The organism is Acidimicrobiales bacterium, from assembly GCA_035533095.1.
Lineage (GTDB): Bacteria > Actinomycetota > Acidimicrobiia > Acidimicrobiales > Palsa-688 > DATLUM01.
On record DATLUM010000050.1, the window covers coordinates 54897 to 69696 of the forward strand.

The 14800-nt window shown below is 69.4% G+C and carries 14 protein-coding genes; all 14 read right to left on the reverse strand.

What is annotated here, in order from left to right; all coding sequences use genetic code 11:
• Positions 1-8: 8 nt before the first annotated feature.
• The 14 genes from VNF71_05250 to mfd all read right to left on the reverse strand — a co-directional run bounded on the left by VNF71_05250 (position 9) and on the right by mfd (position 14800).
• Positions 9-1316: a DUF501 domain-containing protein gene (locus VNF71_05250; GenBank protein ID HVA73950.1), complete on the reverse strand. Its 1308-nt coding sequence runs from the start codon at positions 1314-1316 to the stop codon at positions 9-11.
• 89 nt (positions 1317-1405) lie between these two features.
• On the reverse strand, positions 1406-2176 hold the full coding sequence (locus VNF71_05255; protein ID HVA73951.1) for an SRPBCC family protein: 771 nt from the start codon (positions 2174-2176) through the stop codon (positions 1406-1408).
• Positions 2167-2718: a nucleotidyltransferase family protein gene (locus VNF71_05260; GenBank protein ID HVA73952.1), complete on the reverse strand. Its 552-nt coding sequence runs from the start codon at positions 2716-2718 to the stop codon at positions 2167-2169. Before VNF71_05260 ends, VNF71_05255 begins: the two co-directional genes overlap by 10 nt.
• 14 nt (positions 2719-2732) lie before the next feature.
• Entirely contained in the window at positions 2733-3551 is an 819-nt protein-coding gene (locus tag VNF71_05265; GenBank protein HVA73953.1) for an XdhC/CoxI family protein, read from the reverse strand.
• A gap of 4 nt (positions 3552-3555) precedes the next feature.
• Positions 3556-3873: an XdhC family protein gene (locus VNF71_05270; protein HVA73954.1), complete on the reverse strand. Its 318-nt coding sequence runs from the start codon at positions 3871-3873 to the stop codon at positions 3556-3558.
• Positions 3870-5009 carry a VWA domain-containing protein gene (locus VNF71_05275; protein ID HVA73955.1) on the reverse strand — a complete coding sequence of 380 codons (1140 nt, stop codon included), beginning with the start codon at positions 5007-5009 and terminating at the stop codon, positions 3870-3872. Before VNF71_05275 ends, VNF71_05270 begins: the two co-directional genes overlap by 4 nt.
• A gap of 1 nt (position 5010) precedes the next feature.
• Entirely contained in the window at positions 5011-5919 is a 909-nt protein-coding gene (locus VNF71_05280) for a MoxR family ATPase (GenBank protein ID HVA73956.1), read from the reverse strand.
• 9 nt (positions 5920-5928) lie between these two features.
• Positions 5929-6753, reverse strand: coding sequence for a xanthine dehydrogenase family protein subunit M (locus VNF71_05285; GenBank protein HVA73957.1), 825 nt, complete (start codon positions 6751-6753; stop codon positions 5929-5931).
• Entirely contained in the window at positions 6750-7217 is a 468-nt protein-coding gene (locus tag VNF71_05290) for a (2Fe-2S)-binding protein (protein HVA73958.1), read from the reverse strand. Before VNF71_05290 ends, VNF71_05285 begins: the two co-directional genes overlap by 4 nt.
• Positions 7218-7279: 62 nt before the next feature.
• Positions 7280-7603, reverse strand: a complete 324-nt coding sequence (locus VNF71_05295; protein ID HVA73959.1) for a septum formation initiator family protein — start codon at positions 7601-7603, stop codon at positions 7280-7282.
• Positions 7600-8877 (reverse strand): phosphopyruvate hydratase, encoded by a 1278-nt coding sequence (gene eno, locus VNF71_05300; GenBank protein ID HVA73960.1) that lies wholly within the window; start codon positions 8875-8877, stop codon positions 7600-7602. Before eno ends, VNF71_05295 begins: the two co-directional genes overlap by 4 nt.
• Before the next feature lie 63 nt (positions 8878-8940).
• Positions 8941-10353 carry a nucleoside triphosphate pyrophosphohydrolase gene (mazG, locus tag VNF71_05305; protein HVA73961.1) on the reverse strand — a complete coding sequence of 471 codons (1413 nt, stop codon included), beginning with the start codon at positions 10351-10353 and terminating at the stop codon, positions 8941-8943.
• Positions 10350-11297: a hypothetical protein gene (locus VNF71_05310; GenBank protein ID HVA73962.1), complete on the reverse strand. Its 948-nt coding sequence runs from the start codon at positions 11295-11297 to the stop codon at positions 10350-10352. Before VNF71_05310 ends, mazG begins: the two co-directional genes overlap by 4 nt.
• Positions 11294-14800, reverse strand: a complete 3507-nt coding sequence (mfd, locus tag VNF71_05315) for a transcription-repair coupling factor (protein HVA73963.1) — start codon at positions 14798-14800, stop codon at positions 11294-11296. Before mfd ends, VNF71_05310 begins: the two co-directional genes overlap by 4 nt.

The window sequence follows — 14800 nt, forward strand, 5'->3', positions numbered from 1 at the left end:
TGCCGATGCTAGACGCCGGTGTGGGGAGCCGAACGGGCCTGAAGCAGGCTCATGACCATCCCGTCCAGGATGTCAGCCTCGGACGTGAGGCAGTCGTCGAAGCCGAAGTGGTCCATCAACGCCGCGAGCACGATCGTCCCGCCGACGATGACGTCGACCCTGCCAGGCTCCACGCCTGGCCGCCGGGCGCGTTGCTCGGCCGTGTCGCGCGCCAAGACGTCGAGCATCTCCTCCACACACTGGCGGCTCAGGTGGTAGTGGTGGACCCGGCTGCGGTCGTACTCGTCCAGCCGTTGGTCTATCGCTGCGAGGGAAGCGACCGTGCCGGCGAGGCCGACCAGTGTCGCCGCCGTCCCGAAACCCGGGTGGACGGCGGACGCTTCCTTCAGCACCCCCGACACGTGTCGCCGCGCCGCGGCGATGCTCGGTACCGCCGGGGGGTCGCCGTCAAGGAAGCGCTCGCTGATGCGTACGCATCCAACGTCGAGGGAGACCACGTCGATCGGATCCCCGCCTGGCTCGTCCCCCACGGCCAGCTCCGTCGACCCGCCGCCGATGTCGGCCACCAACCACGGTGCTCCCGACGGGTCGAGCCCTGCTGTGGCACCGGCGAAGGACAGCGCGCCCTCCGTGTCTCCTCCCAGCAGTTCCGGGCGCACGCCGACCACCGCCTGGGCACGCCCGAAGAAGTCTTCGCGGTTCGCCGCGTCGCGCGCCGCCGAAGTCGCCGCGATCCGAACCGGCCCGACCCCGAAGCTGTCCATCACGGTGCGGTACTCCGACAGCACGCTGATGGTCCTGTCGATCGCGACGGGCCGGAGACGTCCCGTCTCGTCGACACCCTGACCGAGTCGTGTTATCCGCATCAGCCGTTCGACCGTGCGCCCTTCCGCGTCGGCCACGAGAAGGCGTGTGGAGTTGGTCCCGCAGTCGATCGCCGCCAGCGACTGTGGGCGCAGACGGCCGGCCACCCACCGGCCCACGGGATCATCGCCGCCGGCGAGAAACCACGCGTAATGGGCGTGTAGGCACTTCACCCCCGCGCGGGCGCCTCCGACCCCACCCGAAGGCGCCGGCCCCTCCCACCCGGGGGGGAGGAGCCGGCCGCGCTCCGCGGCGTAGCGAGCGTGAGACCTCGCGATCTCCTCTGCGTCCACGGCGGCTTCCGCCTCTCGGACACCGCCACCCGCCTCGAGGCGGTCCACCGCCAGGCGCTCCTCCCGGCCGACCAACCAGTACAGCGTCGGCATCGGCGTCCCGTCGACGAGCAGGGGGTCATTGCGGATGACGACCGGGTCGCCGCCCGCGTCGCGCACGGCTACTTCGAACGGCCCTCTTGGCTCCCTGCCCAGAAGCTCGGCTACACGCCGGCGGTCGGCTTCTCCCGCTTGGCTCAGGACGCCGCCTACGACCCGGCTATCGCGAGCCGCGCCCGCGTCCGGGCGCGCCGCCTCGACATCACCACGAAGATGATCACCACCACCCCCGCCAAAGGCAGAAGGCGCTTGAGCGTCGATCTTCCCGCCACTGCGAGCAGGTCCACGGGTTGCGCTTCCGGGCCGTCGATCCGCCTTGGGCCGGACTCCACTGCTTCAGCCGCCCCGCCGACGGCGGCCGCCTCCGAAAGGCCGCTCGCCGCGGCCGCCGCGCTCAGCGGGCCCGGCTCGGGCTGGCCGTCCTCTTCCGCCCCGCCTGCCGCCGGAGCTTCGGACTCCGCCGGCGCCTGGCGTCCCGACGCGGCGAGGTCGGCCTCGAGGGCGTCGACGAACTGGCCAAGCAGCTTGGCGCTCACTTCCGCCATCACGCCGCGGCCGAACTGGGCGACCTTCCCCGTCACGGTCAGGTCCGTGACGACGGTGACCTGGGTTGTGTCCCCGGCCGGCTCCATCGTCGCCGTGATGGTGGCGCTGGCGTTGCCCTGACCCCTGGTGTCGCGACCTGACGCGGAGAGCACCACCTTGCCGGCGGCCTCGTCGCGCTCCACGAACTTGGCGGTTCCCTTGTACTGGGCCGTGATCGGGCCGACCTTGACCTTGACGACTCCCCGGTACTCGTCGCCCTCTACCTCCTGAAGCTGCGCTCCTGGAAGCAGCGGCGCGATCCGCTCGACGTCGGTAAGGACCTTCCACGCTTGCGGGACCGAGATCCCGACGCGAAAGTCGTTCTTCAACTCCATCTAACTAGATCCTCTCGGGTGTCGATGTCGGTTGGATCGCCCTCGCAGGGCACTTCCTCCACCAGTTCGGGCCGGCGCCGGACGACCGATCGGGCGCCCTCGTCGCCGGCGGTCGGCAGCAGATCCCAGACCGCCGCCGACAACCTCACCGGGTTGCGGCGCTGCCCATCGTAGGTGGCAACGGCGATCGACGCCTCACTGGACGCCACGGCCTCCCACGCGGACGGGGGGATCGACGGTTGATCCGCGAGTCCGACGACCACAGCGTCGAGGCCGGCCCTCCGAGCGGCCTCGATCGCGACCTGCAGGGATGTCGCCTGGCCCTCCTCCCAGCGGGAGTTGTGCAGGACGGACACACCCTCTGGGACCACGCCCGACAGGTCCGCGGCACCGTCCACCACCCACACCGGGCCGACGGCCGCCGAGACGGCTGCCTCTATCGCCCAGACGACGAGCGGCCGGCCCCTCCAGGGCACGAGCAGCTTGTGCGGGCCCTCACCGCCACGGGCGAAGCGCACTCCTGCGCCGGCCGCGAGCACCACCGCCGCGCAGCCGCTCAGGAGTCCCCCCGTGGCGCCTGCGGGTGGATCGGACCTTCGCGATCGCGAAGCGACGGAGCGACCTTGCGGGTGCGCATGGCGATGATCTCCGCGCAGATCGCGACTGCGGTCTCCTCCGGTGTCCGCGCTCCGATGTCGAGCCCGATCGGGCCCATGACCCTCGCGAGTCCCGCGTCGTCGACGCCGGCCTCGCGCAGGCGCTCTATCCGTTCGAGGGTCGTGCGCCGCGAACCCATCGCCCCCAGGTACCCGGCTTTGGTGCGCAGCGCCGAGGTGATCGCGGGGACGTCGAACTTCGGGTCGTGGGTCAGCACGCAGACCGCGTCGCGCTCACCGAGCGTCTCTCCGACTTCGCCAAGGTGCTTGTCCGGCCACGCGACGACTACCTCGTCGGCCATAGGGAACCTGGCCCTGGTCGCGAACACCGGTCGTGCGTCGCACACCGTGACCCGGTATCCGAGGACCTTGGCGATCTTCGCTAGGGCGGCGGTGAAGTCGACCGCCCCGAAGATGATCATCTTGGGTGGCGGCGCGAACGACTCGATGAAGACCGAGACGTCCCTCGCGCGTGCTTCTCCGTGGCGCCCGTAGTGACGGGTCGCGGTGAGACCGGCCGCGAGCTCGCCGGCGGCGTCGCGGGCAACGACGCGGTCGAGGTCCGGATCGCCCAACGACCCCAGGACCTCGTTGTCCGTGCCGGGGAGCATGAGGAGCTTCCCTCCGAGGAGCTCCCTCGGGCCTTCGATCACCTCCGCGAGCGCGGCAGGGCGCTCGTCGCGCAGTGCTCGTGCGAGCTCGCCGAACAGCTCGCTCACCCGCTCACCAGTCCAGCGGCTCTACGAATACCCGGATGGTCCCCCCGCAGGTCAAGCCGACAGCGAACGCCTCGTCGTCGGAGTACCCGAACGTGCACAGCTTCGGGGTGCCGTCGCCGGCGAGCACCTCGAGCGCCTCGGCCACGACCGCCCCCTCGACGCAGCCGCCCGAGACGGAGCCGGCCACCTCACCGGCGTCCGACACGACCATGGTCGCACCGGGCAGACGCGGTCCTGAGCCTTCGAGGCCCACCACCCTGGCGAGCGCCACACGCTTGCCCTCCGACTGCCATCTCTCGATGTCGCTGAGCACTTCTTTCACACGGGCTCCTTCTGCCGACGGCCTGAGGAGATCACACGCGCCAGGTCTTCCAACGAGGCGACAGCGTGACCCTCCACGAACTGATCAACATACGGCAGTGCGGCGGCCATTCCGCGGGCCAGCGGCTCGTACCCGGGGGAGGCCTTCAGCGGGTTCACCCAGATCACGCGGCGGGCGACCCGGGAGAGCCTGGCCATCTCGGCGGCGACCACCTCCGGGTCCCCTCGGTCCCAGCCGTCCGAGCAGATCACGACTATTGCGCCGCGGGCCATTCCTCGCACGCCCCAGCGGTCGTTGAACTGCCGGATGCTCGCGCCGAGCCGGGTGCCGCCCGACCAGTCCTCGACAGCGCCGGCGACGGCGTCCAGGGCCGCGTCCGGGTCCCGCCGCCGGAGCTCCTTCGTGATCCGCGTGAGTCTCGTGCCGGCCGCGAAGACCTCGACGCCGCCCACCCGCCGCGATGCCAACGCGGCATGGGCGAACAGGGCGAGCCCGCGGGCATAGGGGTCCATGCTGCCCGAGACGTCTAGCAGGAACACCAGCCTGCGCGGCCGGGACCCCGGCACCTTCCAGGCCCGGTCTATCGGGGCGCCGCCGCGGCGCATGTTCCGGCGCATCGTCGCCCGGAGATCAGGGCTTCCCCCGGTCCGGCGCCGCGACGGGCGCCGGCGGCGGGTCGGCCGTTCCTCGGCCGAGACTCGCAGGGCGGATATGAGCCGCCGCGCCTGCGCCCACTCGTCGGCTGTCAGCGCCGACAGGTCCCGCCGGCGAAGGATCTCGACGACCGAGTATCTGACCGCCTGGATCTCTTCGGCGCCGGCGTCCTCCGGCGCGTCGCCGGTCTCGGGTTCCCCGTCGTCGGTGGCGAGGACAACGGGGACCGCTTCGGTGACCAGCGGTGACAGTTCGACTGGTCTGTCCTCCCAGTACGCGGCGAAGACCCGGTCGAACACCGCCAGGTCCTCCTGCCTGTACACGAGGGTCGCCCGCGCGGCCCAGTACACCCGCTGGCGGTCAGCGAGGCCAACCTCTGCCAGAGCGCGGGCGAACAGAACGACCGAACCGGTCGGGACCGCCAGGCCGGCCCCGCGCAGCGCCGAGGCGAAACCCGTGACGATCCGGTCGGCGTCCGCCATGTCAGCTCCCGCGCAGCAAGGCGGAACGCACCAGTTCCGCGACTCCGACCGCCCTGACCCGTTCCTGGTCCTCCTGGTACTTGAGTACCGTCCCGAGGGTGAGGTCCAGGGTGTGCTCGTCGATCTCGCTCCGGCCCAACGACGCCAGCGCGGCCGCCCAGTCGATCGACTCGGCCACCCCCGGCGGCTTGTAGAGGTGCATCTCCCTCAGCGACTCGACCAGCGCGGCCACCTGCCTCGCCAGGCGAGGCACAGCTTCGGGCGCCCGCAAGCGGACGATCGCCACCTCCCGCTCGAAGTCCGGGTGCTCGACCCAGTGGTATAGGCACCGGCGCTTCAGGGCGTCGTGGACGTCCCTCGTCCGGTTGGAGGTGATGATCACGAGGGGAGGGTCGAGCGCCTTGAACGTCCCCAGCTCGGGGACGGTAACCGCGTACTCCGAGAGGAACTCGAGCAGGAAGGCCTCGAACTCGTCGTCTGAGCGGTCCACCTCGTCGATCAGGAGGACCGGCGGCACCGGGGCTGTGTGGTCGATCGCGCGCAAGAGCGGCCGACGTACCAGGAAACGCTCCGAGTAGACGTCGTCCTCGCTCGCAGACACCCCTCCCGCCTCTGCTGCACGCAGGTGGAGCAGTTGGCGCGCGTAGTCCCACTCGTAGACGGCCTGCGCCACGTCGATGCCCTCGTAGCACTGAAGGCGCAGCAGCTCGCCGCCGGTCCAGGCGGCCAGCACCTTCGCGACCTCGGTCTTGCCGACGCCAGCGTCGCCTTCGAGAAGCAGAGGTCTGTGCAACACCATCGCCAGAAAGATGGATGTCGCGAGTCCCTCATCGGCGAGGTAGCCGTGCGCGGCAAGAGCCGCGGCGACGTCGTCGACGCTCAAAGGGGTTAGCCGGTCGGGGCCTGTCACGCCCCCAGGCTAGGCAGCGCCGGCCTCTTCCAGGGCCCTGCGCACGAGAACCTGGGCCAAGTGACGCCTGTACTCGGCGCTGGCGTTGAGGTCCTCGGGCGGCTCCAGGCCGTCCGCCGCGTGAGCCGCGGCCTCCGAAGGCGTCGCTCCCGACGCCAGCGCGGACTCGACAGCGCCGGCTCGGATGGGTGTGGCTCCCATGTTGATCAGGCCGATACCGGGATTCGCTCCCGTCACCGCGGCGACCCCGACGATCGCCCAGTCCTGCGCGCGGCGGTTGAACTTCTGAAAGGACCAACCGGCCCCCGTCGCCTTCGGGACATTGATCTCGACGAGCATCTCGTCGGGTTCGAGGGCCGTCTCGAGGAAGCCCCTGAAGAAATCCGAGGCCTCGATCTGGCGCTTGCCGCTGGGCCCTTCGACCATGAACGTCGCGCCCAGCGCCAGGCACGCCGCCGGCAGGTCGGAGGCGGGATCGCCGTGCGCTATCGAACCACCGATCGTCCCGCGGTGGCGGACCTGCGGGTCGCCGATCTGCCCTGCGACGTGAGCGAGCAGGGGCGTATGGGATATCAGGACGTCGTTGATCTGCAGATCTCGGTGCCTGGTCAGGGCGCCCACCGCGACACGGTCGCCTTCCTCCCGCACGTAGGACAGGTCGGTCAACCTGCCGATGTCGACGAGAACGGACGGGGCGGCTAGACGGAGCTTCATGAGCGGCAGCAGTGAGTGGCCGCCCGCGAGCAGCTTCGCCTCCTCGCCGCCGTCGGTCAGCAGCTGGAGGGCCTCGCCGAGCGAGGAAGCCCTGCGGTACTCGAATGCCGCGGGGATCACTTGGCTGCCCCCTGACCGGAGGCGGCGAGAACGGCCTCGACGATGTTGTGGTAGCCGGTGCACCGGCAGAGGTTGCCCTCGAGCCCCTCGCGCACCTCGCGCTCGGTCGGGTGAGGGATCTCCTCCAGCAACGACACGGCCGCCATGACCATCCCCGGAGTGCAGTACCCGCACTGCAGCGCGTGGTGCTCACGGAACGCCTCTTGCATCGGGTGCATCTTGTCGCCGGTGGCCAGCCCCTCGATGGTGGTGATGTCGGTCCCGTCGGCCTGCACCGCCAGCATCGTGCACGACTTGACCGATTCGCCGTTCACGAGAACAGTGCACGCCCCGCATGAGGAAGTGTCGCAACCGATGTTGGTGCCGGTGAGTCCCACCACGTCGCGCAGGTAGTGGACCAGCAGGGTCCGCGGCTCGACGTCATGGTCGCGTGCCTCTCCGTTGACACGAACTGAGATCTTCATACCCTCCCCTTAACGGTGGTGAGAGGCCCCGTGACGCGGATGGCCGGGCCCGCGACCTGAAACTAGCCGTTCCCGTGACCGCCCGCGTGACCGCCCGCCGGGGGGACGGTGGTGGTGGCTTCGGGGAGGAGGATCCCGAACGCCTTCTCGCCTGGCATCACCAGCCCGTACTGCTGCCGGGCGACCTGCTCTATGTAGGCGGTGTTGTGCAGTTGGTTGACACGGTTGGTCAGCGCGGCGTTCTCCTGGGCGAGCACCGACGCTCTCCGCTGGGCAGCGGACATGGCCCGGGACTGCTCCAGCCAGGTACGCCCGGGAAGGAGGAACAAGAAGAGAATGCCCCCGGCGACGACGGCGACGAGCAGCGCCCGCACCGCGGTCCTCATAGCGGTGCGAAGGCCTTGCGGCCCGGGTATCGCGCGACGTCACCGAGGCCGCCCTCGATGCGCAGCAGCTGGTTGTACTTGGCGACCCTGTCGGAGCGCGCGGGCGCGCCGGTCTTGATCTGCCCGCACCCCGTCGCGACGGCGAGATCGGCGATGGTGGTGTCCTCGGTCTCACCGGAACGGTGCGATATCACAGCCGCGTAGGACGCACGTGCGGCGACTGCCATCGTGTCGAGTGTCTCCGAGAGAGTGCCGATCTGGTTCACCTTCACGAGGATCGCGTTCGCGACTCCGCCGTCGATACCGCGTTGGAGCCGCTCCTCGTTGGTCACGAACAGGTCGTCGCCGACGAGTTGGATCCGCTCACCGAGCATCTCGGTCAAAGCGGACCAGCCGTCCCAGTCGTCCTCCGACATCCCGTCCTCGATCGAGATGATGGGGTACCGGTCCGCGAGCTGAGCGAGGTAGCCGGCGAATTCGGGCGCCGGCAGCGAGCGGCCTTCTCCGGCCAGCACGTAGGAGCCGTCGCGGAAGAACTCAGTCGCCGCGGCGTCGACCGCGATGGCCATGTCGGAGGCGGGGGTCCTCCCGGCCTTCTCCATCGCTTCGACGAGGATTCTCACTGCTTCCTCGTTGGACGGGAGGTTCGGTGCAAACCCGCCCTCGTCGCCGATCGCCGTGGACAATCCCCGCTCGTGCAGGAGGGCTTTCAGTCCGTGGTAGGTCTCTGCGCACCACCGCAGGGCTTCGGAAAAAGACGCCGCCCCGACGGGGACGATCATGAACTCCTGGAGGTCGACGTTGTTGTCGGCGTGGGCCCCGCCGTTGATGACGTTCATCATCGGAACCGGCAGCACGTGCGCTCCGGCCCCGCCGATGTAACGGTAGAGAGGCAAGCCGACCTCGTCGGCGGCGGCGTGCGCGACTGCCAAGGACACGCCCAGCAGCGCGTTCGCTCCGAGCCGCCCCTTGTTGGCGGTGCCGTCGAGGTCGATCAGCGCGCTGTCGAGACCGCGCTGGTCGAGCGCCTCGAGACCGATGACGCTGTCGGCGATCTCGCCGTTGACGTTGGCCACGGCACGGCCGACACCCTTGCCGAGGTAGCGCTCGCCGCCGTCACGGAGCTCCACGGCTTCGTGGGTGCCGGTCGAGGCGCCCGACGGCACGGCCGCGCGCCCGACCGCGCCGGACTGCAGCAGGACCTCCACCTCGACGGTGGGGTTCCCGCGGGAGTCGAGGATTTCCCTCCCGACCAGCTGTTCGATCTCGCTCATGATGCAGATGTGACTCCTGTTGCTGGTGTGAGAACTGTATTACTTCGGCGCGCGGCCGGAGCGTCACTCCCCGAGATCGGGCCCCTGCCAGGACTTGACCTCGTCCCAGAGCTCGTCGGTCACCGGCACCCCGCGCCGCTCCGCCAGGGCCTCGACCGCTGTGAAACGCCGGCGGAATTTCGCCGACGCGTCCCTCAGCGCTGCCTCCGGGTCGATGCCGAGATGGCGGGCGACGTTGACAACCGAGAACAGCACATCGCCCAGCTCGTCGTTGACGTCGTGCCGGGACGAGGAGGAGGATGCGATCGCCTGCTCCAGCTCTGCGAGCTCCTCGCGGATCTTGGGCCACGCGCCGGCTGCGTCTTTCCAGTCGAAACCTACCGATGCGGCCTTCGACTGGAGCTTGAACGCGTACAGCAACGACGGAAGGTTCCCCGGAACCCCCTCCATCACGCTCGAGCGACCCTTCTGGGACTTCTTCATCTCCTCCCAGTTGGGCATCGGGGACCCCGCTGGGCCGAACACGTGCGGGTGGCGCTCGACCAGCTTGTCGTGCACTCCCCTGGCAACGTCCGCGAGCGTGAACTCGCCCTGCTCCGCTGCGAGAATCGCGTGGAACGCGATCTGGAACAGCAGGTCGCCCAGCTCCTCCTCCAGATGCGCGTACCCCGACGGGCTGCCGAGCTCGTCGATGGCCTCCAGCACCTCGTAGGTCTCCTCCAGCAGGTGCCGTGTCAGCGACTGGTGCGTCTGGCGCATGTCCCACGGGCAGCGGGCACGCAGCGTGCGCACCAGTTCCTCGAAGCGGACCAGCTCCGACGCCACGGGCTCGGCGAGGCCCGGCACCCACACGCAGGTCAGGTGGTCCGGCCGAACCTCTCGGTCGAGGTCGTCCCAGGAAACCTCGAACACGAGCTCGTCCGGCAGGCCCAAACGCTGCATCACCACTACCGGCGGACCGGCCTCGGTTGCGAGCTTGATATCCGACAGGACCGCGACGCTGTCGCACTGGCCGACCAGCATCGGGCCCGTCGCGCCCGCCGCCTCGGTGCGGAACCGGTGCCCGTCCACGAGGCGCACGCCGGCGTCCATCGGATCTACCCCGAGCCGTTCCCACGCCAGGTCCACGAACGACAGGCTCGGTATGACCTCGACCTCCACCTCTCGCTGCGCCCGCAGCAGGACCACCGACTGCTCGGCGACCAGAGGAGACCCGGGGACCGCGTACAGGACGTCGCCCGTCCGCGCTTCGCTGGTCAAGCGCTCGACGATCCCGCCGTAGACCTCTTCCATCGTCTGCGCGCTCTCGTAGAGGTCGTCGAATGTCTCCGCTGGCAGCGCAAGGTGCGCGCTGGGATGGCGCACAGTGCGAAGGAAGCGCTTCGGGATCGACGCGATGGCGGCCGTTGCGCCGGCACTCACGTGCCGGGGGTCACCCGGGCCGAGTCCTACGACGACGACCCGGCCCGCTTTCACGTCGAGGAGCCCGGTGTCCTTGGTGGCGCGACCTGCTTGCCCTTCCAGGTGCCGTAGGCCGGGTTCACCTTCACGCGGGCGTGTGCGAGAAGCGCGTCGACACTGCCGTTGGGGATGCCCTCGGCGTCGATGAATGCCACCGAGATCGTCCGCCGCAGTTCGGGGGTGAGGCCGATGATGTCGCGGCCGGTCACCTCTACGACCAGGTACCCGTACGGGGTCTTCACCGGCTGCGAGACGTGGCCCGTAGCCAACGCCATGATGGTGGATCTCAGGCCGGAGGGTTGCCTCTCGAGGTCCACCTGGCTGTAGCAGACCGGTGTCCCGCCGAGATGGTTTCCGGAGCTCAGCTTCTTCGCCGCGTCGAGGCTGAAGACGGCCGTCTGCAGCACACACACCCTCGAGAACCAGTACTGCTTGTACTGCTGGTAGATCTGGCTGATCGTCTGCGACAGTTCCGCGAGCGGCGGCGTGATGAGAGCGTCCTCGGCAAGGCGGTTCACCAGCGTGTCCCGGAAGGACGGCAGGAAGCTGGTCCAGCCGATCTGGCTGATCTCGCTCACGGCGCGCGCCGCCTGGAGGCCGGCCCGGCTGACGTGACGGCCGGTCGCGTGGAGGCGCTGGTGCACCACGCTGGAGCTGATCATGTCGGTGAGGATGCTGGAGACCCACCCGCTGTTGTACGTGCCCGGAGCATCGCCGACAACGAACACGCAAGCGGGGGGATCTTGCTGACACTGGGCCGACTGCCGGCTACTGGCATCGAACGCGGACACGTACTGGCGGTTGCCGGCCCACGCCCGCAGTTCGGCGCTGACAGCGGTCTGCTTGATCACCTGGGAGTTGACGCTCGCCGCGTACGGAGAGACATCACAGGCGGACGCGGTCACGGAGATGGCCAGCAGAACTGCGGCCACGGGAATTAAACGGTTGGTGGCTTTCACGGCGCCGCAGATGCTACCGGTGGCGCCAGCTGGGCTAGCAAGGCGGCGATGTCGCCGGCCGGGTCCGAACCACGCGGCAACGGCAGTACGAGCTGCCCCGAGTCCTCCTTGAAGACCGCCTTGGGCGCGATTCTCGACAGCCGGACCCGTTGGCTCGCCTTGAGCGAGAGCGGCGACAACCGCGCCGTGTACCCCCCGCCGGAGAGGCCCACTCCTCCGCTCACGACCGCGACCTCCTTGACCCCGAGCCGGGCGCACTCGGCCCTTAGGTGGCCTATCCGCATGAGCGCCTTGGCCGGCTCGGGAAGCGGGCCGTAGCGGTCCAGCCACTCCGATTCGATGTCGTCGACCTCTTCGTGGCTGCTCACCGTCGCGAGCCTCCGGTAGGCCTCGAGGCGGAGATCCTCACGCGCCACGTAGTCGACCGGAAGGTTGGCCGTGACGGGAAGGTCGAGCTTGATCTCTGCCGGCTCTCGAGGCTCCTCGCCTTTCAGTTCGGCTACAGCCTCCTGGACCATCTGCACGTAGAGGTCGTAGCCGACCGCCGCTATGTGCCCCGACTGGTCGCCTCCGAGGAGATTGCCGGCGCCGCGGATCTCGAGGTCGCGCATCGCGATCTTGAAACCTGAACCGAGCTCCGTGTGCTCGCCGATGGTCCGCAGCCGCTCGTATGCCTCTTCGGACAGCACCTGGTCCGGGGGGAACAGCAGGTACGCGTAAGCCCGCTGCCCAGCGCGCCCTACCCGCCCGCGCAGCTGGTGGAGCTGGCCGAGGCCGAGGCGGTCCGCCCGGTCGACCACGAGCGTGTTGACCGTGGGCATGTCGATCCCCGACTCGATGATCGTCGTGCACACCAGCACGTCGTACTCGCCCTCCCAGAAGTCGAGCATGACCTTCTCCAGCGCACCCTCGTCCATCTGCCCGTGGGCGACGACGACGCGGGCCTCGGGAACCAGCGCTCGGATCTCCGCGGCGACCTTCTCGATGTCCGCCACGCGGTTGTGAACGTAGAAGACCTGGCCCTCCCTCAACAGCTCCCGGCGGATCGCCTCGGAGACAGCGCTGTCGTCGTACTCGCCTACGTAGGTCAGGATCGGCTGCCGGTCCGCCGGCGGCGTGTGCAACAAGGTCAGGTCGCGTATCCCGGTGAGGCTCATCTCGAGCGTCCTGGGGATGGGGGTAGCGGTGAGGGTGAGCACGTCGACGTCCGTGCGCAGCTTCTTGATCGCTTCCTTGTGGGACACCCCGAAGCGCTGCTCCTCGTCGACGACCAGCAATCCGAGGTCTTTGAACGACACCTCGGAGGACAGGAGCTTGTGGGTCCCGATCACCACGTCGATGGATCCGTCGGCAAGCCCGTCCTCGACCTGTCTCGCCTGCGCGGGTGTGAGGAACCGCGACAGCATCTCCACCCGGACGGGGTATCCCGAGAACCGGTCGGAGAAGGTCTGGAAGTGCTGCGACGCGAGCAACGTGGTGGGCACCAGAACGGCCACCTGCTTGCCGTCCTGGACGGCCTTGAAGGCTGCCCGGATCGCAACCTCGGTCTTGCCGAACCCGACGTCCCCGCACACCAGCCGGTCCATCGGGGCCGGCACCTCCATGTCGGCCTTCACGTCGTCGATGGCCTTTTGCTGGTCGGGGGTTTCGTTGTAGGGGAATGCAGATTCCATCTCCGCCTGCCACGGCGTGTCGGGCGAGAAGGCGTGGCCGGGCTGGTTGACGCGCTTTTGGTAGAGCACGACCAACTCCTGCGCGATCTCGCGGACGGCGGAGCGGACGCGGGACTTGGCGCGCTGCCAGTCGGCACCGTTGAGACGGTTGAGCGCCGGCGACTCGCCTCCCGTGTAGGGGCGCAGGAGGTCCACCTGGTCCGACGGAACGTAGAGCTTGTCCCCCCCCTTGTATTCGAGCAGCAGGTAGTCGCGCTCGACCCCCCCGATCGACCGGCGGACCATCCCGCCAAAACGACCCACGCCGTGCTGGTAGTGCACCACGTATGAACCCGCGTTGATGTCGTCGAAGTAGGTCTCCGCGTTGCGCGCCCGCGGCCGCGGCCTGCGGTGGGCGCGCCGCCGCCCGGTGAGGTCTCCCTCGGCAAGCACGGCCAGGCGCATCGCCGGGTACATGAAGCCCCTTTCGAGGGGTTGCACCACGACCCGCGCACCGGGCGACACCAGCGACTCCGCAAAACCAGTCGCGCCATTGGCCGTTTCGGCGACAGGGGCCGTGATGCCGTGGTCGGCCAGCAGAGCGGAAAGGCGCGAGGCGCTGCCCACTCCGTCGGCGCAGACAACGATCCGGTAGTCCGCGTCGCGCAGACCTCTCAGCTGCGACACCAGCCGGTCCCCCCCCATGGCTACCGGGTCCCAGCCGGTCGCCGCTACGACCTCGGTCCCGGGGTTCTCCGGGGCGGTCGTCAACGTCCAGACCGCCGCGTCGGTGCCGGTTAGCAGCCGGTCGAAGGCAAGGTGAAGCCGCGGGAACGCCTCGCCGTCAGCCCCCCAGGTCTGGGCGAGCGTCCCGGCCAGCGCCGCTTCCTCGTCGAGCAGCTCCGCGGCCCGGTCGCGCATTCTCCTGGGGTCAACCAGTACGACCAGCGACCCCCGCGGGAGCAGGTCGACGAGCAGGTGCTCGTCGGAGGCCAGCCACGGCAGCCACGATTCCATGCCGTCGAAGACGAGACCTTCCGCTATCCGCTCCCACTGCTGGCGCCCCCAAGGGGCTTCGCCGACCAGAGCGGCTGCACGCTCTCTGACCTCCTCGGTGGGGCGTAGTTCCCGGCATCCGAAGAACTCGGCGTGGCCGATCTCCGAGGTCGACCGCTGGTCCCCGACGGAGAACTCGCCCAGCCTGTCGACTTCGTCGCCCCACAGATCGACCCTCACGGGAACGTCGGCGGTGGAGCCGAACACGTCGACGATGGACCCCCTCACAGCCACCTCGCCTCGGTGCTCGACCTGGTACTCCCGGCGGTAGCCGATGGACACCAGACGTTCGACCAGGTCCTGCGGGTCGACCTGGTCCCCCTTCGAGACTGTTACCGGAGCCGAGTCCTCGACGTGGGGCCCGAGGCGCTGCAGGAGGGACCGCGCCGGCGCGATGACCACCTTCGGCAAGAGCGTCGGGTCAGACCCACCCTGGTGCAGCCGCCACATGCAGCGCAGCCTCCGACCCATGGTCTCCACACTCGGGCTGACCCGTTCGAACGGCAGCGTTTCCCAAGCGGGGCAGAGGTCGACCTGTTCGGGCCCGAGGAAGGCTCCGAGGTCATGGGCAAGCCGCTCGGCCTCGGCGTTGGTCGCGACCGCCACCAGGGTCGGGCGGCGGCCTGACGCCTCGGCGATGCCGGCCAGCGCGAACGCCCGGGCCGGTTCGGGTACTGCCACGACAGCGTTGCGCAGATCGCGCAGCCCCTGGAAGACAGGATCCGACCGCAGCAGCGGCAGCAGTGGTGAGAGGGTCGCCGTGTTCGTTTCGACCGCTGCGGGGGGAGCTTCCAC

What these genes read in the sequence shown, in the direction of transcription:
- VNF71_05290 (HVA73958.1), bottom strand. Translation starts at nt 7,217, where the DNA reads ATGAAGATCTCAGTTCGTGTCAACGGAGAGGCACGCGACCATGACGTC.
- VNF71_05275 (HVA73955.1), bottom strand. Translation starts at nt 5,009, where the DNA reads ATGGCGGACGCCGACCGGATCGTCACGGGTTTCGCCTCGGCGCTGCGC.
- VNF71_05255 (HVA73951.1), bottom strand. Translation starts at nt 2,176, where the DNA reads ATGGAGTTGAAGAACGACTTTCGCGTCGGGATCTCGGTCCCGCAAGCG.
- VNF71_05295 (HVA73959.1), bottom strand. Translation starts at nt 7,603, where the DNA reads ATGAGGACCGCGGTGCGGGCGCTGCTCGTCGCCGTCGTCGCCGGGGGC.
- eno (HVA73960.1), bottom strand. Translation starts at nt 8,877, where the DNA reads ATGAGCGAGATCGAACAGCTGGTCGGGAGGGAAATCCTCGACTCCCGC.